Source organism: Maribacter sp. 4U21 (assembly GCF_002742365.1).
Lineage (GTDB): Bacteria > Bacteroidota > Bacteroidia > Flavobacteriales > Flavobacteriaceae > Maribacter.
Window position 1 is genome coordinate 272623 of sequence record NZ_MDGN01000074.1, and the last position, 22146, is coordinate 294768.

Here is a 22146-nt window from a genome sequence, read left to right on the forward strand (position 1 = left end):
TAAATGTATGTCGATAGAAAAAAAAATAGTAGCACTAAAAGAAAGCATTCCAGCCCATGTGACGCTGGTTGCGGTTTCCAAAACAAAGCCGAACGAGGATTTGCAGGAGGCTTATGATGCCGGTCAGCGCATTTTCGGTGAAAACAAGGTTCAGGAAATGACCCGTAAATGGGAAAAACTGCCAAAGGATATTCAATGGCACATGATTGGTCATGTGCAGCGGAATAAAGTGAAATACATGGCCAGTTTTGTTTCCTTAATTCATGGAGTAGACAGCTTTAAGTTATTAAAGGAAATAAACAAACAGGGAAAAAAGAACCATAAAAAAATACCTTGTTTATTGCAGATACATATAGCCGAAGAAGATACAAAGTTTGGGTTTGACGAAAAGGAACTTCTGGAACTGGTTCAGGACAAAGCGTTTTTAGAATTAGACCATGTTGAAATCAAAGGCCTTATGGGTATGGCCACTTTTACCGATGATAAAAATCAAATACGAAGAGAGTTTAAATCCCTCAATACGCTGTTCCAAGGATTAAAGACAACTCTAGACGGACTTGAAATTCTGTCCATGGGTATGAGTGGAGACTACCAAATTGCTATTGAAGAAGGTAGTACCATGGTACGCATAGGAAGTAGTATCTTTGGGGCTAGAGACTATGTATGAGTTTTCAACTTTTCTTCTTATAATCATTAAATAAATACATGTACGTAATACTGGATATTGAAACGACCGGAGGCAAATTCAATGAGGAAGGTATTACGGAAATTGCGATCCACAAGTTTAACGGACACGAGGTGGTGGACACTTTTATTAGCTTGGTTAATCCCGAGAAAGAAATTCAACCTTTTGTGGTAAACCTCACGGGTATTAACAATAAAATGTTAAGGACAGCCCCTAAATTTCATGAGGTTGCAAAACGTATTGTAGAAATAACCCAAGATGCTGTAATCGTTGCGCATAATGCGCAATTTGATTATCGTATTCTACGCACAGAATTTAGAAGATTGGGCTATAATTTTGAACGTAAAACGTTGTGCACTGTAGACTTATCCAAAAAACTTCTGCCCGATTCAGAATCTTACAGTTTGGGTAAGCTCGTTCGTTCTCTAGGTATCCCCGTAAGCGATAGACATCGTGCAAATGGTGATGCGCTTGCAACGGTGCAACTATTTAAACTGTTATTAGCCAAAGACACCGAGAAGACCATCATCCAGGACGTTATACGAAAAGAAGCTCATGGAGAGTTATCCGAAAAACAACTGGATATGGTGCAAAGTCTGCCCAATGAAACGGGGGTATTCTATATGCATAACAAAGATGGAGAAATCATTTATCTGAGCAAGAGCACGGATATAAAGAAGAAAGTAAATCAACTTTTCACTAAGAGCGGCACGAGGTCTAGAAAACTGGCGAAGGACACCAAAAAAGTGACCTTTGAGAAAACCGGAAGCGAATTGGTGGCCCTCCTTAAAGAACATCAGGAATTACTTAAAAACAAACCAAAGTATAGTAGCCTTCCCCGTAAGCGAATGTTTTCTCACGCCTTGTGTAAAACCAAAAACGAAGACGGATATTTTCAGCTAGTAGTTTCAAACGTATCTAACTGTAAAAGTGAGGTAGGTCTTTTCAACGGGGTTTTCAGCGCAAAGAACCATCTATTCAAAATAACCCAAGAGTTTAACCTTTGTGACAAGCTCAATGGATTCAGTGATGCAAAAAAAAACTGCGCTAAATACAATGATAAGGAGTGTTACGGCGCCTGCGTTCAAAAAGAGAGTCCAACTGAATACAACCAAAGATTGGAGGAGGGCCTAAAAAAATATAGTTTAACAACGGATGATATCATCTTAGTGGATAAAGGCCGAGAAGTGGGCGAAAATAGTGCCATCCTGATAAGAAACGGTTCCTTAGTTGGGACAGGGTATTACAATTTAAACCATCAAATAAATAATATTCATATATTAGAAAGCATTATAACGCCGATGAACGGAACTGCTAATGCTAATTTTATTATTGAATCCTATCTAAGAAAGAAACGTATTCTGAAGACTATACCTATTACGACCAAGAATTGAAAGAAGAAAAGCACCAGAGCAATTGGAAAAACAGACTTCATGAAATTATTTATGAGGCCGATACCCCCATGGGCAAATGGTTTGATTTAGTTCTTATCTTTCTCATCCTTCTAAGCGTTCTTTTGATATTACTAGAAAGCGTCAAGGAAATTGATGTGGAATACCATCGTACCCTTCTTATATTAGAGTGGATAGTAACTATCTTTTTTACCATCGAATATATCGCAAGGATTATATGTATTAAAAGACCTTTTAAATATATTTTCAGTTTTTACGGTATTATAGATTTTATATCCACCATACCCTTATATCTTTCTTACATATTTGCAGGTTCTCAAGTACTTCTAGCGTTTAGAATATTTAGAATGCTTCGTATCTTCCGGATTCTTAAGCTCGTGCAATTTATCGGGGAGGCTTCACAACTTAAAAAAGCGCTTAAAGCAAGTAGAACCAAAATTGCAGTCTTCATCTACGTGGTATTGATTCTCTCCGTAATCATGGGTACCATTATGTACCTTATAGAAAGTGATGAAGCTGGTTTCACTAGTATTCCCAGAAGTATTTATTGGACCATAGTAACGCTAACTACGGTAGGTTATGGTGATATCGCACCCCAAACCAATCTAGGCCAATTCATTGCTACCATCATTATGATTTTAGGTTATGGGATTATCGCGGTACCTACCGGCATCGTTACCGTGGAGTTTTCCAAAAACAACTCGGATAAAGAGGATGAAACACCAGTTGCTTCTGATAATTTTGATGTGCATCTTAATACCCAAGCCTGTCCCTACTGCGCAAAGGAACGCCATAGAGATGACGCAAAACACTGTTATAATTGTGGTAATCTGTTAAATGAATAAGGTTTTAATATCGGTCGTTGGCCCTACCGCGATAGGAAAGACTAAATTAGCTATTCTACTAGCGGAATATTTTCAAACGGAAATTATTTCTGCCGATTCCAGACAGTTTTTCAAGGAAATGAGTATAGGTACTGCTGTGCCTTCCGACGAAGAACTAGCTGCTGTTCCCCATCATTTTATTCAGAACAAAAGTATTATGGAATTCTATTCCGTGGGCGACTTTGAAAAGGAAGCCCTACAGAAACTTAAGGAACTGTTTCAAAAAAAAGCCGTTGTAGTCATGGTCGGTGGAAGTGGACTCTACGTCAATGCAGTAACCAAAGGTTTGGATGAATTTCCAAAGATAGCAGAAGGCATTAGAACCGACTTAAATAAAGAGCTAGAAACATTAGGACTAGAGCATCTTCAAACTAAATTAAAAGCCTTGGACCCTGAATATTATAGCAAGGTAGCCATTGAAAATCCACATAGAATTATACGCGCCCTTGAGGTTTGTATAAGCTCAGGAAAGCCATACTCAAGCTTTTTAAAATCATCCTCAAAGCAAAGGGATTTCAAAGTTCTTTCCATTGGTATTAACGCAGAACGCAGTGTTATCTATGAACGGATAAACGCAAGAGTGGATGTAATGATGGAAGAAGGACTTCTGAATGAAGTTACCCGTTTAGAACCCTATAGAGCACTGAACGCCTTACAGACCGTAGGCTATAAGGAGCTCTTTCAATATCTTGATGAGAACTGGGATTTGGAATTCGCCATATCTGAAATCAAAAAAAACACCCGTAGATTTGCCAAACGACAACTTACGTGGTTCAAGAAAACAGAGGGTATTAAATGGGTTCCACATGACTATGACAAAGACACCATTTTTGAATTGGCAAAAACAGAACTAACCCGTTTGCAACATGTATAATAAGCAGATAATTTATATTATGGGCGTTTCAGGCTCGGGAAAATCTACTATTGGGAATATGCTGTCCAAAGAATTGGGCTACCCGTTTTATGATGGCGATGATTATCATCCTAAATCAAATATTGAAAAAATGTCCTATGGAAAACCCCTTAACGATGACGATAGAATGGGTTGGCTAGAAAGCCTAAATCGTTTAGCACATGATAATATGCATACTGGGGCGGTCTTCGTGTGCTCTGCACTGAAAGAAAAATATAGGGCTATCCTCAAAACTGGACTTGATACGTGCTGCACCTTTTTGTTTTTAGAGGGAAGCTTTGAAACCATCAGTTCCCGGCTTAAACAGCGCAATAATCACTTTATGCCAAAAGAACTACTTCAATCACAATTCGAAGCCTTGGAAGTTCCAGAAAATGCCATAACCATAAGCATTACCAATAGTCCGGATAAAATAGTAGCACTTGCCGTACAATCCCTAAAAAACTAAAAAGCACCTCTTTCAAGGTGCTTTTCGTTTAAATTATGGAAAGAGGAATTATTATTCGTCCGTCTTTATGACCAAACGGAAACCTTCTCCATGAATATTCAAAATTTCTACAGTATCGTCTCTTTTTAAGTACTTACGAAGCTTGGCGATATAAACATCCATACTTCTTGAGGTAAAGTAATTATCGTCTCTCCAAATCTTGGTCAAGGCTAATTCCCTAGGCATCAGATCATTTTCATGAAGTGCCAATAGTCTCAAAAGTTCGTTTTCCTTTGGTGATAACTTAATGGCCTCTTCCTCTTTATACTTTAAAAATCTTAGTTTGGAATTAAGATGAAAACCACCTATCGTAAATTCAAATTTCTTGCTGTCCGCTAGACTATTAGAAGCCTTTCTTTGAAGTATTGCTTTAAGTTTCATAAGAAGCACCTCCGAATCAAAAGGTTTGTTCAAATAATCATCGGCACCAGCCTTATAACCTTTAAGAACATCTTCTTTCATGGTTTTGGCCGTCAAGAAAACGATGGGAACATTTTCGTTCTTCTCCCTGATTTCTTTAGCAAGGGTAAATCCGTCCTTGTAAGGCATCATGACATCTAAAATACAGATGTCGTAATTGTCCTTTTTAAACTTTTCAAAACCTTCCATACCGTTCTTGGCCAAGGTTACATCAAAATCGTTCATTGACAAATAGTCCTTCAGAACGATTCCGAAATTCGGGTCATCCTCTACTAAAAGTATTTTCTTATTAATTGTTTCCATAACTTGTTAAATTAGAGGTAATTTAATGAAGAATGTGCTGCCTTTGCCTTTTTCACTTTCTGCATATACATCACCTTGGTGATCGTCTATTATTTTTTTTACGTAAGACAGGCCTAAACCATGTCCCTTTACATTATGTATATCTCCTGTATGTTCTCTGTAGAACTTTTCAAAAACCCTTTTTACGACCGCCTTGCTCATTCCCGCACCTTGGTCTTTAACCTTTATAATGATATAATTCTTTACTTTCTCTGTGTACACGTCTATTTTCGGAGGCTCTACCGAATATTTCATTGCGTTATCCAACATATTTACGATGACGTTGGTAAAGTGCATTTCGTTCGCCAAAACTTCGGAGCGTTCTGCCTCCAAATGTGTTTTTATGTAACCTCCTTTATCGGCCACAATTAATTCCACATGCGTAATGGCATCCTCAATTATGTCGTGTGCGTCTACCCTATCCTTACTAATGTCTAACTGATTCTTTTCTAACTTGGATATCCTGAGTACGTTCTCTACCTGCGCATGCATTCGTTTATTCTCATCCCGTATCATCTGCAAGTAACGCTTCACCTTTTCTTCGTTAGCGATTATCTTTGGATTTCGTATCGCCTCTATCGCAAGATTTATAGTTGCTATAGGCGTTTTGAATTCATGCGTCATATTGTTAATGAAATCGGTTTTTATCTCCGATATCTGTTTTTGCCTTATCAACTGATAAATAGCTCCGGAATAGGCGACAACTATAATTAAAGTGAACAATAAAGACAATAAGGCCAATCCAAGAATGGATTGTACTAAAAAACGCTTTTTCTTCGGAAAGGAAACGAGTAGGTCAAAATTTGAATTTCCCTCAAAATCAGCGAACATTGCCGATTTATAAATATTCTTTTCGGAATACTTGAATTTTTTAGATTTTACCTTGGTTGGAAATCCATTACTAAAAACTCCATATTCAAAATCAATGTCAACTCCCCTATTCTCTAGTTCTCGCTGCACTAACAATTCTATCTCCTGAGTGGACACTCGCTCATGAATGGGTACTCTTTGGGCAAAAGTGTTGAACATTTCCTCCATGGCCACTTTGTCTATTTTGGAAAGACCACCGATTTTCTCAATACGCTGTATGGGTGTTAGTCGATAACCCTTCCCGTCTAAATCGTAATCTTCTTTAAATATAGATGTGGTTCTTTTGCTCGTATAATTTCGTATTACTGTGGTATCACTACCGTCAGCATTATCAAAGAACGTGGAAGAAATGCCGTAGTCCTCTTCTAAAATACCATGTTCGTAAAGCAGTATTTCGTTGGAATTGACATCTCGGTCAATAAAAAAGAAATTTTTGAATTGTGCCTCTTTCAGCTCCCCTACACTATCCTTAACTTGGAGATATCTATCGGAATAATTTTTATACTCACGTTTAGAAATCTTGTCCGTAACACTGTTGAGTGCTTCCGAAACCATATTGGAAAACTGATCCTCTTTATCCTCAACGGACTTCTTTATCCAAAAACTTTGAACAAATATTAATCCAATAAGGGATAAGCTCATTAGAACTACTAAGAGCACAAATAATCTCTTGTTCATTTAGTGTTAAAATTAAAGATTTAACAGGAGGTCAATAGTACGTTTAACCTAACCTTAACACAAATGTTAAAATTGCGGGATTCCTAGCAATATTCAAGCAGAGCCGTATGAAGGGCAATTACTTTATCCTTAGTTTCTTCTAAATCTATGTTTTCAATAATATAATCGGAACGCGCAATTTTGACCTTGTCCTCCAATTGATTTTCAATCCGGGACAATACTTGCTTCTCCGAACTCTTATCTCGGTTAAGAACACGCGCCACCCTCATCTTTTTTGGCGCCGTTACCAGAATAATCTTATCGTACAAATAATCGGCTTTATTTTCGAATAAGAGCGCTGTCTCTTGAACTACGTAAGGGTGATTTTGCTTCTCCGACCATTTTATGAAATGCTTTCTAACTGCCGGATGAACGATTCCGTTCAGTTTCTCCAATAAGTCTTTATCGGCAAACACTGCTTTAGCTATAAAGGGTCTATTCAGTGATTCTCCATCATAGGCTTCCTTCCCCAAAAGGGCAATAATCTTATTTCTAATTTTCTTAGAAGATTCCATTAGACGTTTTGCCTGTGCATCAGAATCATAAACAGGTACGCCCAATGTCCTTAGAAACTTTGCTACCGTAGATTTGCCACTACCTATGCCTCCAGTTAAACCAACAATCATTCTTCTACCCTTAAAATAAATTCTATCTCGTCCGTTGAAAGTGATGCATTACTGATACCCTCAGGTGCAGCTGTGAGCGCAATTGGAAGTTTACTCTGATTATTTCCTTTTAGATTCAGATAATCTGCCGTCACAATAAAATCAGTAGGATCCAAGCTCTTTAAATCCTCAATCTTACCCTGACACAAAATGGTGACGGCATCGGGAAACATCCTAACCTTGGTGCCCTCTGGTACGTTGACCATTGTAACCGGAACTGAAATCTCCTTTTCCGCAAAACGATATACCTTTCCCGATACCTGAACAGCATTAGGCACAAAGGTAGTTTTGTTCAGCTCACGTGATTTAAGGACTACCGTGGTAACCGAAAAATCTTCATCTACATTGGGCATGTCCAGATATGCCGTTCTTACTTGAGCTATTGTGTCAATTTGTTCTTTAGGTCCTTTTATTTTTATGGTCGAAGGACTAACCGTTATCTTATCCTCCAACATATAATTCTTGGCAAGGCTAAAATTAATCCTGGGAACAACGGGTACTTCTTTCGTAATCACTCTAGTAAAGTCTAAAAAAATGGTATCCGTCTCCAATTCTAATAAAGTCATTGTTTTGGGAAGCTGATTCTCAATTTGTCTTCTATACGTCTCTTGAGCTATATAGTATAGTGCACCTTTTTTATTTGCCTTGGATAAATCTAGTTGTACGACCTTTCTTTTTATACCAAATCCCAAAAATTGAAAACCTACTGCCTTCAACTTTACATTTAACTGACTTTTTGGAATTTCCGATAGTAAAAAGGCATCAGAAATATTTACGTATTCGATATCAAAATTTGTTGTGCTAACAAATGATCGTGAGAGATTATTAATAAGCCAAGCCAAAGTCGAAAAAAACAGAAATACTAGAAACACCCTGAATTTACGTTTCTTTACACCTTTTTTTATTCGCTCTAAAATCATTGATTATTCTTAAAAAATAACTTGGGGAAAATCTCCTCAGGACTCCTTTTACTAAAAGTAGTGTAAATCGTTGACTTCAAAAAACCAATTCCGTAACCAACGAACTGAACAACTGTGGCAAAAAGCGCCATCAAGGAGACCGCTAAATTTCTAGTCCTTAAAAGCGCATCTGTAAACAAAAGAACAAAATAAAATACGAAAAGATAAAATGGTAAAGGGAAACCAGCGAATAATGCTACAAGTGCTAACAAAAATCCGCAGCAAAACAGTGTTGGAAACCAATAGGTTAATTTTGCGGTAGACGGATGCCACTTATTAAGTATAGGCCGCACCATACCAAATTTATTTACCTGTGTATAAAATTTGTTCCAGCCTATCCTTCTTTTATGATAAACGTACGCCTCCGGTATCAATTTGGTTTCATAACCTGCGTTCCAAATTCGTATGGTCAAATCCGGGTCTTCACCAGGGTGTATGTTACCGTATCCCCCTACATTCTCAAAAGCCTCTTTGGATATACCCATATTAAAACTTCTAGGCTGAAATTTATCCACGGCCTTCTTGCCGCCTCTTATCCCACCAGTGGTTAAGAATGAGGTCATGGCATAATTAATGGCCTTTTGAACCCTACTAAAAGATTCATGGGCAGCATCCGGTCCGCCATAACAATGCACAAAAGCATGAGTAAGACTTTTTTCCGCCTCAACCAAATATTGCGGCGGTAGAATACAGTCAGAATCCAATACAATAAAGTAATTCCCCTTGGCCCGGCGCATTCCATAATTCCTAGAATCGCCAGGGCCTGAGTTTGGCTTCTGATAATACGAAATATGAAGTTTGTCCTTAAAGTTTTCTATCACCTTTTCCGAAGATTGGGTAGACCCGTCCTCAACAATGGCTATCTCAAAATCCTTAGTATACGTTTGCTCCAAGAGACTTTCTAAAAGCTCTTGAACTTCGTTTGGTCTATTATAAACTGGGATAATAAAGGAAAAGGACAGCTCCATTTTTATTATACTTTAACCCTGAAAGCCATTCTACAACCGACCAGGTTTAATGATAAAGGGTTTTTAAAACTTGTCGATGACCTCTTGACTAACACCTGTATTGGAAAAACCACCATCATGAAACAAGTTCTGCATGGTAACTTTTCGGGTTAGGTCAGAAAATAGGGTCATGGTGTAATCCGCGCAATCTTGCGCTGTAGCGTTGCCCAAAGGGGACATTTTTTCAGCGTAATTGATAAACCCGTCAAAACCTTTAATTCCCTGTCCGGCCGTTGTAGCTGTAGGAGACTGTGAAATCGTATTTACTCTTACTTTCTTCTCTTTCCCAAAGAAGTATCCAAAACTACGGGCTACGGATTCTAAATAGGCCTTATTGTCCGCCATATCGTTATAGTCCGGAAAAGTACGTTGTGCGGCCATGTAGGTCAAGGCTACGATACTTCCCCATTCGTTCATGGCATCATGCTTGTACAGGGATTGCATTACTTTGTGAAAGGATAATGCGGATACATCCCACCCCTTTGCGGTAAAATCATAATTCTCGTCCGTGTAGGCGCGACCTTTTCGCACGTTTACGGACATCCCGATAGAGTGAAGGACAAAATCTAATTTACCCCCCAAGATTTCCATGGATTTGGTTACCAGATTGTCCAAATCTTCTGCATTGGTGGCATCCGCAGGAACGATTTCAGAACCCGTTTTCTCGGCTAAATCCTTAATCTGACCCATTCTCATGGCAATAGGGGCATTTGTTAAAACAAAGGTTCCTCCTTCATCGTGTATACTTTGCGCGGTTTTCCAAGCAATGGAATTCTCGTCCAATGCGCCAAATATGATTCCTTTTTTACCTTTTAATAAATTGTAAGCCATGTTCGTTGGTTCTAGTGTTTAAAATTTATAAATCAAAGATATTTAAAATATATCAATCGTTATTTTAATGTCGCCTTATTAATTCAATAATTGTTTGGCATGTGCTAGCGCCGAATCGGACAGTTCCTTCCCGCCTAGCATTTGTGCAAGTTCTACCACTCTCTCATCATTGGATAGCTTCCTCATATTCGTTTCCGTTCTATCTGCCGTATCTTTCTTAAAGACCTTAAAGTGATGGTTACCCTTTGAGGCAACCTGTGGCAGGTGGGTTATGGAAAATACCTGCATGGCACCGCTCATTTCTTTCATGATATCTGCCATACGGTTCGAGATTTCTCCTGATACACCGGTATCTATCTCATCGAACATAATTGTAGGTAGTTTTTCATATTTTGCCAAGATGGATTTAATCACCAACATAATTCTGGACAATTCACCGCCAGAGGCCACTTTCTTCAGTAAACCATAATTACTACCCTTATTCGCTGTGAACAGAAATGACAACTCGTCCATGCCATTGGGTTTAAAACTATCGGATGGCAATAATGAAATGTCAAAGGAAGCACTTGGCATGCCTAAGAGCCCTAAATTGGATTCCAGTTGTTTCTTTAGATTGGGTATTACACTATTTCGCTTTTCCCTAATCAAAAGTGCCCGTTCCACTAAGGATGACCTAAATTCCTGTAATTCTTTGGTTTTTAATGCAATTTTCTCATCTACATGGGCAGTCTCAAATACCTTATCCGCCAAATCGTTCTTAATACGGATCAATTCGGAAATCTCACTGGCATTATGCTTTTTCTGAAGATTATATAATAATTGCAGTTTGGTGTTCACCTCTTCCAAAAGCGAAGGATTGGACTCCACACGCTCTTGAAAACCTTGCAGTTCCGTGTTGATGTCATCCAACTCTATAAAGGCCGATTGCACACGTTCGTTTAGCTCTTGATATTGATGGCCAAAACCCGCAAGTTTAGTGAAGGTTGCTCTAATCGCTGTCATCAAGGACAGTAGGCCTGCCTGTTCATCGTTGAACAACTGTTCACCTTTGGAAAGCTCTTCCATAATAAGCTCCACATTGTTCAATTGCTCGTATTGTTCTTCCAGCTCCTCTAGAATTCCTTCCTTTAACGGGGCGGACTCTAGCTCCGTAAGTAAAAACGAATTGTAGTCTTGTTCCTTCATGGCATTACTTTGAAATAGGACCAAATCTTGAAGTTCCTTCTCCGTAGTTCTAAATTTTTGTAGTTCCTCGGCGTATGCAAGCAAACGCTTGGTGTTATTGGCGAAAGCGTCTATCAGCTTAAACTGAAAATCGTTCTCCGTTAGTTCTAAAGTTTGATGCTGCGAGTGAACATCTATTAGCCGAGAGCCCAGTTTGGACAATACATCCAAAGTAACGGGTGTATCGTTTATAAAAGCTCTGGACTTACCACTCGGTAAAATTTCACGTCTTATGACCGTAACATCTTCATAGTCCAAATCGGCCTTAGAGAAAAAAGATTCCAACTTATAGTCCGCAATGGTAAAATCGGCTTCTATAATACATTTTTTTTCCTTGTTACGAAGTGATGACAAATCCGCACGATTGCCTAAGACTAGCGAAAGACCTCCCAAAAGAATTGATTTTCCGGCTCCCGTTTCACCAGTAATTACCGTAAAACCGCTATCAAACCCAACCTTAAGGCTGTCGATTAATGCATAATTTTCAATGGAAAGATGAGCTAACAATGCTTTTGCTTTTAGTAAAGCAAAGGTAATCTATATTATGATTTGAAAAAAGAATCAGTATTTTATATCGTTCCAGGTACTAGAATATAGAGGGGCAATATTATTCAGTGTTTCTTTAAGTTTTACGATATCAACTTTAGGACCGTCGGAGAAAATATTCTGAATCTCTTCTGACTTCGCATCAAAAAAAGTTTGTATCAAAAAAGCATTGGGGCGCCTCTTAATCATGGTTTCGAAAAGTTTCATGGTTCCTGCAACGACTTGTTTTCCGGTGCTATTATTATCGCCCATGATATCCATCCCTTTTCTGTGATAATTATACATGGCCACTCTATACTCACGGAAGGTGTTGGAAAGTAAATTATCTACCAGCTCAAATCTACTACGGTCGCTGGACTGTCCCCAATCCTTAAACCCTTTTCCCTGAGCTTGGGTTACGATATTCTGCGCTTTTCTAAAGTGATCCGTACCACCTTCTAAACTAAAGGTATCCGCATCCAATCCTAGCACGATATAGATGTAATAAGAAACAACGCCCACCAGATTGGATTCAAAAACATTTTCATTGAATACCAACGGCTGAAACTCTATATACTGAAAGTTGAACTGGTTGTCCTTATAATTAAATATGGGGCTCTCGTAGGAAGTATTATAAACCGGCCTAGAGGATTGAATCTGAATATTTCCTTTAAACCTGTCGGATTCATAATCCGTTATCGTTATGAACATCTGAGCATTGACCCGTTCATTTTCTTTATAGACCCTGTTCGTCCATTTGTTCTTGTTCACAAAATCGTTCAAGGAGCGCTCTAGCGTCTGAAAAATTTGCTGATTGGTCTGCGATACTTGATCGGAGTTTACGGTAATGGTACAATTTAACTCCTGTGCCTTAATACTAAGGCTTATGAAGAAAAGAGCAATAAAAAATACCAGTTTACGCATAGCGTCTTTTAATAATTTCGTTCAAAATATCCTTGGCCACTGCTGCCTTGGTCTTCAATTCAAACGTTAGTATTTCCAAATTGGTATCTATGAAGCTAATTTTATTGGTGGTCCCGCCAAAACCGGCTCCCTTATCGTTCAATGAATTTAACACAATAGCATCCAAGTTCTTGCGCTTTAGTTTTCCTTTGGCATTTTCAACCTCGTTTTCCGTCTCTAGAGCAAATCCTACCAAGTACTGGTCTTTCTTAGCTTTCCCAAGAGAAAGGAGAATATCCTTATTCTTTACTAGAGCGATGTTCAACGCTTCATCGGATTTCTTTATTTTCTGCGTGGCCATGGTCTTGGGCTTATAGTCCGCAACTGCTGCTGCACAGATAACAACGTCGGAATCGGGATAGTGCTCATGCGCACTTGCGTACATTTCATCCCCGCTAACGACCTGCACCAAAGAAATAGCGTGGTTTTCAACAGTGAAGCGCGAGGGGCCAGAAACGAGAACCACTTTTGCACCAAGATTAGCCGCTGCATGTGCCAATTCAAAACCCATGAGCCCTGAGGAATGGTTCCCTATAAAACGTACCGGGTCTATGGCTTCATAGGTTGGTCCGGCCGTAATCAAGACTTTTTTACCATGCAAGGGCAGTCCATCAGATAAATGATTTTCGATAAATCGGAGGATATCCTCAGGTTCTGCCATTCTACCTTCTCCGTGCAGGCCGCTGGCCAATTCTCCCGAGGTTGCCGGAATCATAACGTTTCCAAAGGACTGCAGTTTAGTTAAGGTTGCCACTGTACTAGGATGCTTGTACATATCCAAGTCCATTGCCGGAGCAAAGAAAACAGGGCATTTTGCGGATAGGTAACTAGCTAAGAGTAAGTTATTGCAACCACCGGAGGCCATTTTAGACATGGTGTTGGCCGTGGCAGGAGCAATTAACATTAAATCTGCCCAAAGCCCCAGTTCCACATGGTTATTCCAATCGACCGTATTGGCATCAGATTTGACAAAATCGGTAACTACGGGGTTTTTTGAGAGGGCGGCAAGTGTAAGCGGAGAAACAAAAGAGCTGGCACTATCGGTAAGTATAATCTTAACGTTAGCGCCAGCTTTTATAAAGAGTCGGACTAGGAATGTAGTTTTATAAGCAGCAATTCCTCCGGTAATGCCTAAAAGGATATTTTTGCCGTTCAACATAGACCTATGCGTCTTTCTCTGTATTTCTGTGGTATATTTTATCCATTAACCACTCTTCTACCGCTAGCGCATGTGGTTTAGGTAATTTCTCATAGAACTTAGAAACTTCTATTTGCTCTTTGTTTTCAAAAACCTCTTCTAAGCTATCGCTGTAGGTCGCAAACTCTTCTAATTTCTCTAAAAGCTCTTTCTTAATCTCAGAATTAATTTGAACAGCTCTCTTTGCCGTGATGGAAATAGCTTCATAAATATTCTGCGTCTTGGCATCAAATTCGTTCTTATTGTGGGTTACTGTAGAAACCGCAGCTTTAGAAGTTTTTAAATCGTTCATGTTCATAATTGAAACTATTTATTTGGATTCTGATTCTGTATTGAATTTTTGCAATTCTCTTTCTAGTGTCTCCATCAACCTTGAAGCTTCTTTTTCAAAAGCGGTTTCAGGATACTTTTTCTTAAACGATAAATAGGCCGTTTTAGCATTCAGCAAACGTTCTTCTTGTAAACTTTCAAAACTGTTCAGTGCCATATTGGTCAAAGCGTCCACTTTAACAAGCATTGCCTCCTCTCTAAAAACGGACCCTGGAAAATCTGAAACAAAATTTTCCGAAGCCTCTACAGCAGATTTCAACATATCAAAGTTGAATTCTCCCAGTTTATTGTATTGCTTCATTATCTCAAAAGCCTTTTTCTCCTTTTTTGTAGTGAGTTCCTTTGCCATAACATTGGACTCGGCAAAAAATTCAGATTCTGAATAGGCGTTGATAAAATTCTGTAATTTCAACAGGGCCTTATCCGTATCCGTTTGGTCCAAAGAATACTTCGGGGATAGCATAAAATAACTTTTGGCACCCAAGAATGATGCTTCCGCTATTTTATCGCTTTTTGGATAGGACTTAATAAAACGCTCAAATTGATATCCCGCCATATTATAATCCTTACGTTCAAAATACGTATTGGCCAAAAAGAACATTACGCGTTCTCCCTGTGGCTTACCTATGTACTTAGGTGCAATTTGCTCCAACAAACGATTGGCTCTCTTGAAATCGCCCTCCTCATAGTATTTTTCGGCCATATCGTACTTCGCCTTTACGTCCTCGTTCTTAAGTACTTTTTGGTACTCGTTACAGGATTGAAAAGCTATAAGTAAACAACCTAAAAGAAAAATGTGCCTTATTCTAAAAAACATTTTGCAAAATTAATGATTATCAATGGATTTAAAAAACATTTTTAATCTACTAAAATAGAATCATTTTCCTTTCAAATAAGGTCCTTTGGGTAAGTTTTAACTAAAAATAAATTAAGCCGTAACCTTGGACAGTGATGCTATAAAATCAGCGAGTTTAGATTTTAGGGCGCCACTGGCAGCGACAAGTGGTAACCTAACGGAAGCTCTTGCCAGGCCCAATACTTCAAAAATGGCTTTAATACCCGCGGGATTCCCTTCTTCAAATATCAACTGCATGCCATCTTGTAGCCTATAATGATAGGCATAGGCTTCCTTGGCGTTTCCCTGTAGTCCTAAACGAACCATTGTTGAAAATTCTGTAGGTACACCCTGACCTAGGACAGAGATAACACCGTCTCCTCCTACTAGTATGGTAGGTAAGGCCGTTAAATCATCTCCTGAGAGTAGTAAAAAGTCTTGAGGCTTAGAAGCTATGATTTCCATAATCTGTACCATATCTCCGCAGGCTTCCTTTATCCCGATGATATTATCGAAATCCTTTGCGAGCCTAACCGTGGTAGACGGCAGCATGTTACTACCTGTTCTACCGGGAACGTTATACATTATAATGGGTTTTGGCGAGGCCATGGCCAGCGCTTCAAAATGCCTGTAGATGCCTTCCTGAGTAGGTTTGTTGTAGTAGGGAGAAACAGAAAGAATAGCATCAAAACTGGACAAATCCAACGTCTTTAGTTCCTGGACTACTGCGGCGGTATGGTTTCCTCCTATTCCTACGACTAGGGGCAGCACTCCATCATTGGCACTAACCATGGTATCCAATACCAGTTGTTTTTCAGTTTTACTCAATGTAACTGATTCTGCCGTGGTTCCCAAAGCCACTAAATAGTCTATTCCGCCTTGCTTGCAGAACGATACAATATCAATAAGGGCCTTCACATCAACACTGCCATCTTCTTGAAAGGGTGTTATCAATGCTACTCCAGTACCTCTTAATGCTTCCATATTAAATCTCTTTAAAAACGCCTAAATATTTTTTTAATTCAGCTTTGAACATATTAAAATCGGACATCGGTGTGTCCAATATCAGGTCATTGAAACTGGGGTCCACCTCCTTAAAACCCACTTTTAGGCGAGCCTTAGTTTTAACGGACATTAAATTTAGAAGTAGGTTATCCTCATTGTAATAATTGACCAATAAATCATATTCCCTACTTAGAAACTCTAATGCGTAGCTATTCTCGATAGCTCCTTTCCATCCCAAGTCCTTATCAGAAAAAACCGGTGTAGCATAAGGCGAATTTTTATCGTAATAACTCTTGTACCCTATAATTTTCACCGCATTGGGCTTCAATTTAAAATCTTCCAAAAACTGATAGAACAAATCGGCATTTTGAAATTTATCCAAATCCACTATGCAACCTAGTTTTGTGATTCCTTTGGACCTTGTGGTTTCGGAAGCACCATTCTCTAAGGTTTGCTTAATAAATTTACGCCCGGATTTCTGTTTAAACTTGTCCTTAATTCCTTTTAAAAACATGTATTTTTACATTTATACAAATGTAAATAATATCCGTTCAACTCTATGGCGAAGTTAAAACACTTTGGTATTTTAAAAATAAAACATTTTGTTTTATTTGTAACAATACTAGGTTTCAGCTCTTGTAAGGAAAATGCTAGAACGCTGCATCGTATCACCGCAGAACGCATTGCAGTGGACCATATGCACGAAGAATCCGAAGCTGTAAAAGATTTTATAAAGCCCTATCACGACAGAGTCAATCAAATGCTGGACAGTACCTTGGCCTATGCCCCTGCCGAAATCTCCAAAATGGACGGGATGTACAATAGCTCTGCCGGGAATCTCATGGCGGATATTATGCTTTTGGAGGCGAACCCCATATTTCAAGAAAGAACTGGTAAGTCCATCGATTTTGCGCTTATGAACCATGGAGGCATACGTGCCACTATTTTCAAAGGCAATGTATCGGCCAGAACGGCCTATGAGGTAATGCCCTTTGAGAACAACATTTCCGTGGTGGAGTTAGACGGTAAAGCTGTCTTACAAATGATAGGCTACATCATTAAATCTAAAAGAGCGCACCCTTTAAGCGGTATCCAAGTTGTGCTCAACAGGGACGAGAGCATCAAGACCATAAAAATACAAGGCCGACCTTTTGATGTTGACCAACACTATTTCATAGCTACCTCCGATTATTTGGTTAGCGGCGGAGACGATATGGTGTTTTTCAAAAATGCCTTGACCGTTACCGATACGGATTACAAGATCAGAAATGCCATGATCGATTATTTTTCAAAGGTCGATACTTTGGCCCCAACTGTGGATGACCGTTTTTACAAAATTAAGTAGCATGAAAAGAAGAAAGTTTATTCAACATACCGCAGCCTCAGCTTCATTCATAGGAGCTGGTGGACTAAGTTTAAGCTCCTGCTCGGGAGCTAAGACCAGCCATATTACCATTTTACATACTAATGATGTGCATAGCCATATCGATGCTTTTCCAAAAGACCACTCCAGTTTTGCCGGTTTAGGAGGCCTGGCGCGCAGGGCTGGATTGGTAAACGCTATACGCAAGGAGAATCCCAATACCTTGTTGTTCGATGCCGGTGATATTTTCCAGGGAACTCCGTATTTTAATTTCTATGGTGGGGAGTTGGAAATGAAACTAATGACAATGTTAAACTATGATGCTGCCACGATAGGTAATCACGATTTTGATAATGGGATTGAGGGCCTACTGGCACAGATTCCCTATGGTAAGTTCGATTTTGTTTCTTCCAATTATGATTTTAGCAATACGGTTTTGGCTGGTTTTACCAAGCCTTTTCAGACCTATGAGCGGGATGGTGTTAAAATTGGAGTATACGGTCTGGGAATTCAACTAAAGGGATTAGTGACCAAAACACTGTACAAAGAAACACGGTATTTAGACCCCTACGAGATTGCCAATGATTTGGAACAACGCCTAAAAGATGAGGAAAAATGTGACCTGGTCATTTGCCTGTCCCATTTAGGTTATAGCTATGAGGACGAAAATAAACCGGATGATCTGAAATTAGCCGCAAAAACGAAGCATACGGACCTCATCATCGGCGGACATACCCATACCTTTCTGGATAAACCCAGTATAGTTAAGAATGCTATGGGCAAGGAGGTTCTGGTGAATCAAGTAGGATGCTACGGCGTTAATTTAGGCCGTATCGATTTTTATTTGGATACGAACGGTATTACTACAAACGGGGTTTCCATTAAGGTCTGATAAAACATTACTATGGGTCGGATAATACGAACGGATTCGTCAAATACCGATTTTAGAGCCTTAGTGGCCTTGCTGGATGAAGATTTAGCACTTCGTGATGGGGAAGACAATGCCTTCTACGCCCAATTTAACGGTATTGCCGTTTTAAAACACTGTGTGGTCTACTATGAAAACGGAATTGCTCTGGGTTGTGGCGCACTGAAACGTTTTGATGCGAATAGCATGGAAGTAAAAGGAATGTTCGTAAACCCTGAAGTACGGGGAAAAGGTATTGCCTCCCTCCTGCTTGTAGCACTGGAAAATTGGGCCAAAGAACTCGGCTACGAACAATGTGTTCTAGAAACCGGTTTACGCCAACCAGAAGCCATTGCACTCTACAAGAAGAATAAATACAACATTATTCCTAATTACCCACCCTATGAAGGCGTGGCCAATAGCGTATGTTTTAGAAAAGTGCTTTAAGCTTTTACCAGCTCCTCGGCGGCAATAGCCTCGGCGATGGCGACTTTCACATACTTGTGACTGCCAAAAAAATACCTTCTGGATACCAAGGTAATGGCAGCTATGGATTGTCCCTTAGCATCCTTAGTTACCCTCGTAACGGTTACTTTTTTCCCTTCTAGATTTTTAAACGATACTATTCCGCCCCGTTTAATGATGAAATTCGGTCTGGGGAAATGTATGTGTTTGTAGGTATTGGAAGAGGCTTCACCGATAATGAAAATAGCTCCGATTTCCACCGGATAATCTAAACTTTGAGCCCTACTACTAACTAAAGATAAGCTTACAAAAAAAACAAATAACACAAATTTTTTCATGATAAATGGATTTTAAGTTCGTCTTTGGAATTTACGAAAAAATAGCCGGAAAACCACCAAAAAATTCCTGTATTATAAGTTGGTCCATTATTAAAAATTGTAGTTGTATACAAGGTATTTTTCTTGGTACTCTTGCCCAGATTAACGAACTTTCCAAAGAAGCATAAACCGATTCCTATTAAAACTTATAGTCTTATCCTTTCTATTATCTTCCTTATCCTTCTTAGTGCCTGCAGAACGGGGGACCAAAACTAATGTTCCACCGGAAAAATACCAGTTGGCCACACCGGAAGAGGTAGGGATGATTACTGACAGCTTAAAACAAATCGACCAAATGGTCATGGATTTTGTAGAGGCCAAGAAGTATCCAGGTGCGGTTACCTTGATTGCTAAAAATGGTAAGATCATCTATGAATCCGAAGTGGGGTGGTCAGACTCCTAAAAAACCGAACCTAACCGAAAAGACCATTTGTTCCGAATGGCTTCAATGACCAAGCCTATCGTTTCGGTTGCGGTCATGCAATTGATAGAGAACGGAAAAATGACCTTGGACGACCCCGTGGGAAAATTCATCCCCTCATTTAAAAAAAACGGAAGTGCTAACCAGTTTTAATGCCGCAGACACCACGTGGACCAGCATACCTAGGAACAACACCCCTACAGTGCGTCAATTGCTTACGCAATCCGCAGGAGTTCCCTATGGTTTTATGAATCCGCCCGTGAACGGTGCCATTCTGGCAAAGCATGGTATTCCGGATTTAAGCACGCATTTGCCCATTACCATTGAAGAAACGGCAAGCAAGCTAGGAGACCTTCCCCTAATGCACGAACCGGGTGCTCAATGGATGTACGGTCTTAATACGGATGTCCTAGGGCGTGTGGTAGAGGTAGCTTCCGGTCAAGCGCTGGACGAGAATGTTCAAGAGCACATTACGACACCTTTGGGAATTGAAAAGCTTAGCTTCTATTTCAATGATTCGCTTACCGATGACCTGAGCAAAATTTTTATACCTGACCAGAACGGAACAATTAGACAAGCTCCTAAGGTAATGGGTAAATTCTATATGGCCAACTATCCCACTCAGGGTGCCAAGACCTACTTGTCCGGAGGCAGCGTAATGACGGGTACGGCACGCGATTATTTTCTGTTCTGTCAAGCGCTGCTTAACGACGGAATACTGGGAGACACCCGCATTTTAAAGACCGAAACCGCACAGGCTATGCACAAAGACCAGATTGACACTCTCTCCTATCCCTGGGGAACCGCCCGATTTGATTTTGGCTTTGATGTCTCCAAAAACCACCCGCAAAGACCGGATGGCACCTATAGTTGGAGCGGTGCTTTTAGTACTGTTTTCTGGATAGACCCTGAGAACCAACTCATCGTGATACAACTGCGTCAGGTTTTACAGTCCGCTCACAACAACGAAATCAATTCTAAATTAGAAGACATCGTCTATAGTGCCTTGCAGCCCTAGTCGACCTGAAACGAAATCGCACTTCCCACTAAAACCATTAGGAGTTGCGTAATTCACCAACCTATGAAGAAGTTTTGGCCTAGCCTATGGAAAACCCAAAATCTAGCGTATTTTTGCCAAAAATTAGAGTAAAGATTTAGAATCATACCCATGGAGCATCAAAATTTGACAATTATAGCGACTATAGTAGCCAAACCTGAAAAGAGGGAACTGGTTAAAGCGGAACTACTGAAACTCATCGATAAAACTAGAGCTGAAAAAGGTTGTATTACCTATGACCTACACCAGGACAATGAAGATGAAAACAGGTTTCTATTTTATGAAATCTGGGAAACAAGGGCTTTATGGCAAACCCATATGGCCAATGACCATTTAGCCGATTATTTACAGGCGACCGAGGGAGCCATAGCCGACTTTTCCTTGAACGAGATGACATATATTGAATCAGAAAATAGCTAAATCACGACCATTTCGGGAGTATCGAAAAGCACCTAGGTCACTAAGAGAAATGACTTCAACTTTAGGTTAATGGTTCCCGATAAAATTTTTCGTACCTCAAAAACACTCCTTTAGATTTGTTTAAAGAATGGATGAAATGTAATTATTTTAATAACCTGAGTTCGATTAAAAAAGGATAAGCTGATTAGTTTTGACAGTTTGATATTTGATACTTGGTTTTTTTGGGAGAAAGCTTTATGCTATAAACCCTGTGATGATATTGACCAAGAAGTTCCCGAAGCTTCTGTGCCTTGAATGCTCTATTTGGCATATGTTCTTGAGTTCGTCGTTTACCGTTTCAATGACGGAACGTTTTCTCAACAATATCTTGTCGGACATGGTCATCAGGGAGTTCTTCATATTGTTCCTGATCGATGTTATAAGTTGTACTCCGTCGATGAACAGCATCTCCATCAGGCTTTTTCCTATGTAGCCCTTGTCCGCATAGAGCTTTCCATATATCTTGTCCAGAAAACGCTCTTTCTTGAGCGTTTCCCTATCGTCAACGTTCGCCTGGGTTATGGTAAAGTTCAGTATTTCCCCCCTGTCGTTTATGATGATGTGCAGTTTGAAGCCATGGAACCAACCCATGGTGGAGCGCCCCGTAGTGGCGATGCCCTTGAACACCTTATGGTTCGGGATACGCTTGTTCTTGCAGACCCGGACAGGGGTCGAGTCTATGAAGGAGATGCCGGAGCAGTCCCCTAGACAGCAGGTCTTCAGGAACAGGGTCATCGCCATCGGGTTGCCCTGCATCAGCTCGGTGAACCTGTTATAGGATACCGTATCGGGGAACTCGTTCTTCATATGGACCTTCACATAGAA

The 22146-nt window shown here is 39.8% G+C and carries 26 protein-coding genes and 1 pseudogene; 12 read left to right on the top strand and 15 right to left on the bottom strand.

What is annotated here, in order from left to right; genetic code table 11:
- Positions 1-7 precede the first annotated feature (7 nt).
- The 5 genes from BFP77_RS16315 to BFP77_RS16335 are packed head-to-tail and all read left to right on the top strand — an operon-like array spanning position 8 to position 4342.
- The gene (locus BFP77_RS16315; RefSeq protein WP_099575105.1) at positions 8-667 is read left to right on the top strand and encodes a YggS family pyridoxal phosphate-dependent enzyme; all 660 of its coding nucleotides are present in this window, start codon (positions 8-10) and stop codon (positions 665-667) included.
- A 38-nt stretch (positions 668-705) separates the two neighbouring features.
- Positions 706-2079, top strand: a complete 1374-nt coding sequence (locus BFP77_RS16320) for an exonuclease domain-containing protein (protein WP_099575106.1) — start codon at positions 706-708, stop codon at positions 2077-2079.
- Positions 2076-2942 carry an ion transporter gene (locus BFP77_RS16325; protein ID WP_257213005.1) on the top strand — a complete coding sequence of 289 codons (867 nt, stop codon included), beginning with the start codon at positions 2076-2078 and terminating at the stop codon, positions 2940-2942. The genes BFP77_RS16320 and BFP77_RS16325 overlap by 4 nt, the downstream gene beginning before the upstream one ends.
- Positions 2935-3855: a tRNA (adenosine(37)-N6)-dimethylallyltransferase MiaA gene (miaA, locus tag BFP77_RS16330; RefSeq protein WP_099575107.1), complete on the top strand. Its 921-nt coding sequence runs from the start codon at positions 2935-2937 to the stop codon at positions 3853-3855. Before BFP77_RS16325 ends, miaA begins: the two co-directional genes overlap by 8 nt.
- A complete protein-coding gene (locus BFP77_RS16335) occupies positions 3848-4342 on the top strand; it encodes a gluconokinase (RefSeq protein ID WP_099575108.1) in 495 nt (164 codons plus the stop codon). Before miaA ends, BFP77_RS16335 begins: the two co-directional genes overlap by 8 nt.
- Positions 4343-4393: 51 nt before the next feature.
- On the opposite strand, the gene BFP77_RS16340 is transcribed toward BFP77_RS16335, so the two are convergent.
- The 13 genes from BFP77_RS16340 to BFP77_RS16400 all read right to left on the bottom strand — a co-directional run bounded on the left by BFP77_RS16340 (position 4394) and on the right by BFP77_RS16400 (position 16786).
- A complete protein-coding gene (locus BFP77_RS16340; protein ID WP_099575109.1) occupies positions 4394-5104 on the bottom strand; it encodes a response regulator transcription factor in 711 nt (236 codons plus the stop codon).
- A gap of 6 nt (positions 5105-5110) precedes the next feature.
- Entirely contained in the window at positions 5111-6691 is a 1581-nt protein-coding gene (locus BFP77_RS16345; RefSeq protein WP_099575110.1) for a sensor histidine kinase, read from the bottom strand.
- Positions 6692-6774: 83 nt separating this feature from the next.
- Entirely contained in the window at positions 6775-7356 is a 582-nt protein-coding gene (coaE, locus tag BFP77_RS16350) for a dephospho-CoA kinase (RefSeq protein WP_099575111.1), read from the bottom strand.
- Positions 7353-8315 carry a CdaR family protein gene (locus BFP77_RS16355; RefSeq protein ID WP_099575112.1) on the bottom strand — a complete coding sequence of 321 codons (963 nt, stop codon included), beginning with the start codon at positions 8313-8315 and terminating at the stop codon, positions 7353-7355. The genes coaE and BFP77_RS16355 overlap by 4 nt, the downstream gene beginning before the upstream one ends.
- Positions 8312-9322 (bottom strand): glycosyltransferase, encoded by a 1011-nt coding sequence (locus BFP77_RS16360; protein WP_099575113.1) that lies wholly within the window; start codon positions 9320-9322, stop codon positions 8312-8314. The genes BFP77_RS16355 and BFP77_RS16360 overlap by 4 nt, the downstream gene beginning before the upstream one ends.
- 63 nt (positions 9323-9385) lie before the next feature.
- Entirely contained in the window at positions 9386-10192 is an 807-nt protein-coding gene (locus BFP77_RS16365; protein ID WP_099575114.1) for an enoyl-ACP reductase FabI, read from the bottom strand.
- A gap of 78 nt (positions 10193-10270) precedes the next feature.
- Entirely contained in the window at positions 10271-11923 is a 1653-nt protein-coding gene (recN, locus tag BFP77_RS16370) for a DNA repair protein RecN (RefSeq protein WP_099575115.1), read from the bottom strand.
- A 54-nt stretch (positions 11924-11977) separates the two neighbouring features.
- Positions 11978-12865: a DUF4835 family protein gene (locus BFP77_RS16375; protein ID WP_099575116.1), complete on the bottom strand. Its 888-nt coding sequence runs from the start codon at positions 12863-12865 to the stop codon at positions 11978-11980.
- Positions 12858-14063: a bifunctional phosphopantothenoylcysteine decarboxylase/phosphopantothenate--cysteine ligase CoaBC gene (gene coaBC / locus BFP77_RS16380; protein ID WP_099575117.1), complete on the bottom strand. Its 1206-nt coding sequence runs from the start codon at positions 14061-14063 to the stop codon at positions 12858-12860. Before coaBC ends, BFP77_RS16375 begins: the two co-directional genes overlap by 8 nt.
- A 4-nt stretch (positions 14064-14067) precedes the next feature.
- Complete coding sequence (locus tag BFP77_RS16385) at positions 14068-14400, bottom strand: DNA-directed RNA polymerase subunit omega (RefSeq protein WP_180272380.1); 333 nt, start codon at positions 14398-14400, stop codon at positions 14068-14070.
- A gap of 12 nt (positions 14401-14412) precedes the next feature.
- Positions 14413-15249: an outer membrane protein assembly factor BamD gene (locus BFP77_RS16390; protein ID WP_099575119.1), complete on the bottom strand. Its 837-nt coding sequence runs from the start codon at positions 15247-15249 to the stop codon at positions 14413-14415.
- Between the two features lie 111 nt (positions 15250-15360).
- The gene (dapA, locus tag BFP77_RS16395; RefSeq protein ID WP_099575120.1) at positions 15361-16251 is read right to left on the bottom strand and encodes a 4-hydroxy-tetrahydrodipicolinate synthase; all 891 of its coding nucleotides are present in this window, start codon (positions 16249-16251) and stop codon (positions 15361-15363) included.
- A 1-nt stretch (position 16252) separates the two neighbouring features.
- The gene (locus BFP77_RS16400) at positions 16253-16786 is read right to left on the bottom strand and encodes a DUF6913 domain-containing protein (protein ID WP_099575121.1); all 534 of its coding nucleotides are present in this window, start codon (positions 16784-16786) and stop codon (positions 16253-16255) included.
- A 45-nt stretch (positions 16787-16831) separates the two neighbouring features.
- Here BFP77_RS16400 and BFP77_RS16405 point away from each other — a divergent pair, with 45 nt between their 5' ends.
- Genes BFP77_RS16405 through BFP77_RS16415 form a run of 3 tightly spaced genes read left to right on the top strand, consistent with a single transcriptional unit; the run spans position 16832 to position 18989 of the window.
- A complete protein-coding gene (locus tag BFP77_RS16405) occupies positions 16832-17617 on the top strand; it encodes a 5'-nucleotidase C-terminal domain-containing protein (RefSeq protein ID WP_099575122.1) in 786 nt (261 codons plus the stop codon).
- A gap of 1 nt (position 17618) precedes the next feature.
- Positions 17619-18527, top strand: a complete 909-nt coding sequence (locus BFP77_RS16410) for a bifunctional metallophosphatase/5'-nucleotidase (RefSeq protein WP_099575143.1) — start codon at positions 17619-17621, stop codon at positions 18525-18527.
- Between the two features lie 12 nt (positions 18528-18539).
- Complete coding sequence (locus tag BFP77_RS16415; RefSeq protein WP_099575123.1) at positions 18540-18989, top strand: GNAT family N-acetyltransferase; 450 nt, start codon at positions 18540-18542, stop codon at positions 18987-18989.
- Here BFP77_RS16415 and BFP77_RS16420 read toward each other — a convergent pair.
- On the bottom strand, positions 18986-19345 hold the full coding sequence (locus tag BFP77_RS16420) for a dihydroorotase (protein WP_099575124.1): 360 nt from the start codon (positions 19343-19345) through the stop codon (positions 18986-18988). The two genes, BFP77_RS16415 and BFP77_RS16420, sit on opposite strands and share 4 nt — an antisense overlap.
- A gap of 226 nt (positions 19346-19571) precedes the next feature.
- On the opposite strand from BFP77_RS16420, the gene BFP77_RS17430 reads away from it, so the two are divergent.
- The 4 genes from BFP77_RS17430 (at position 19572) to BFP77_RS16430 (ending at position 21282) form a co-directional block, all read left to right on the top strand.
- Positions 19572-19787, top strand: coding sequence for a hypothetical protein (locus tag BFP77_RS17430; RefSeq protein ID WP_257213006.1), 216 nt, complete (start codon positions 19572-19574; stop codon positions 19785-19787).
- 45 nt (positions 19788-19832) lie between these two features.
- Positions 19833-19958: a serine hydrolase gene (locus BFP77_RS17435; RefSeq protein WP_257213007.1), complete on the top strand. Its 126-nt coding sequence runs from the start codon at positions 19833-19835 to the stop codon at positions 19956-19958.
- Positions 19942-20823: a serine hydrolase domain-containing protein gene (locus tag BFP77_RS16425; protein WP_257213008.1), complete on the top strand. Its 882-nt coding sequence runs from the start codon at positions 19942-19944 to the stop codon at positions 20821-20823. Before BFP77_RS17435 ends, BFP77_RS16425 begins: the two co-directional genes overlap by 17 nt.
- 150 nt (positions 20824-20973) lie before the next feature.
- Positions 20974-21282 (top strand): putative quinol monooxygenase, encoded by a 309-nt coding sequence (locus BFP77_RS16430; protein ID WP_099575125.1) that lies wholly within the window; start codon positions 20974-20976, stop codon positions 21280-21282.
- 165 nt (positions 21283-21447) lie between these two features.
- Here the strand turns inward: BFP77_RS16430 and BFP77_RS16435 are convergent.
- Positions 21448-22146: pseudogene (locus BFP77_RS16435) on the bottom strand (IS982 family transposase); the annotation flags it as partial.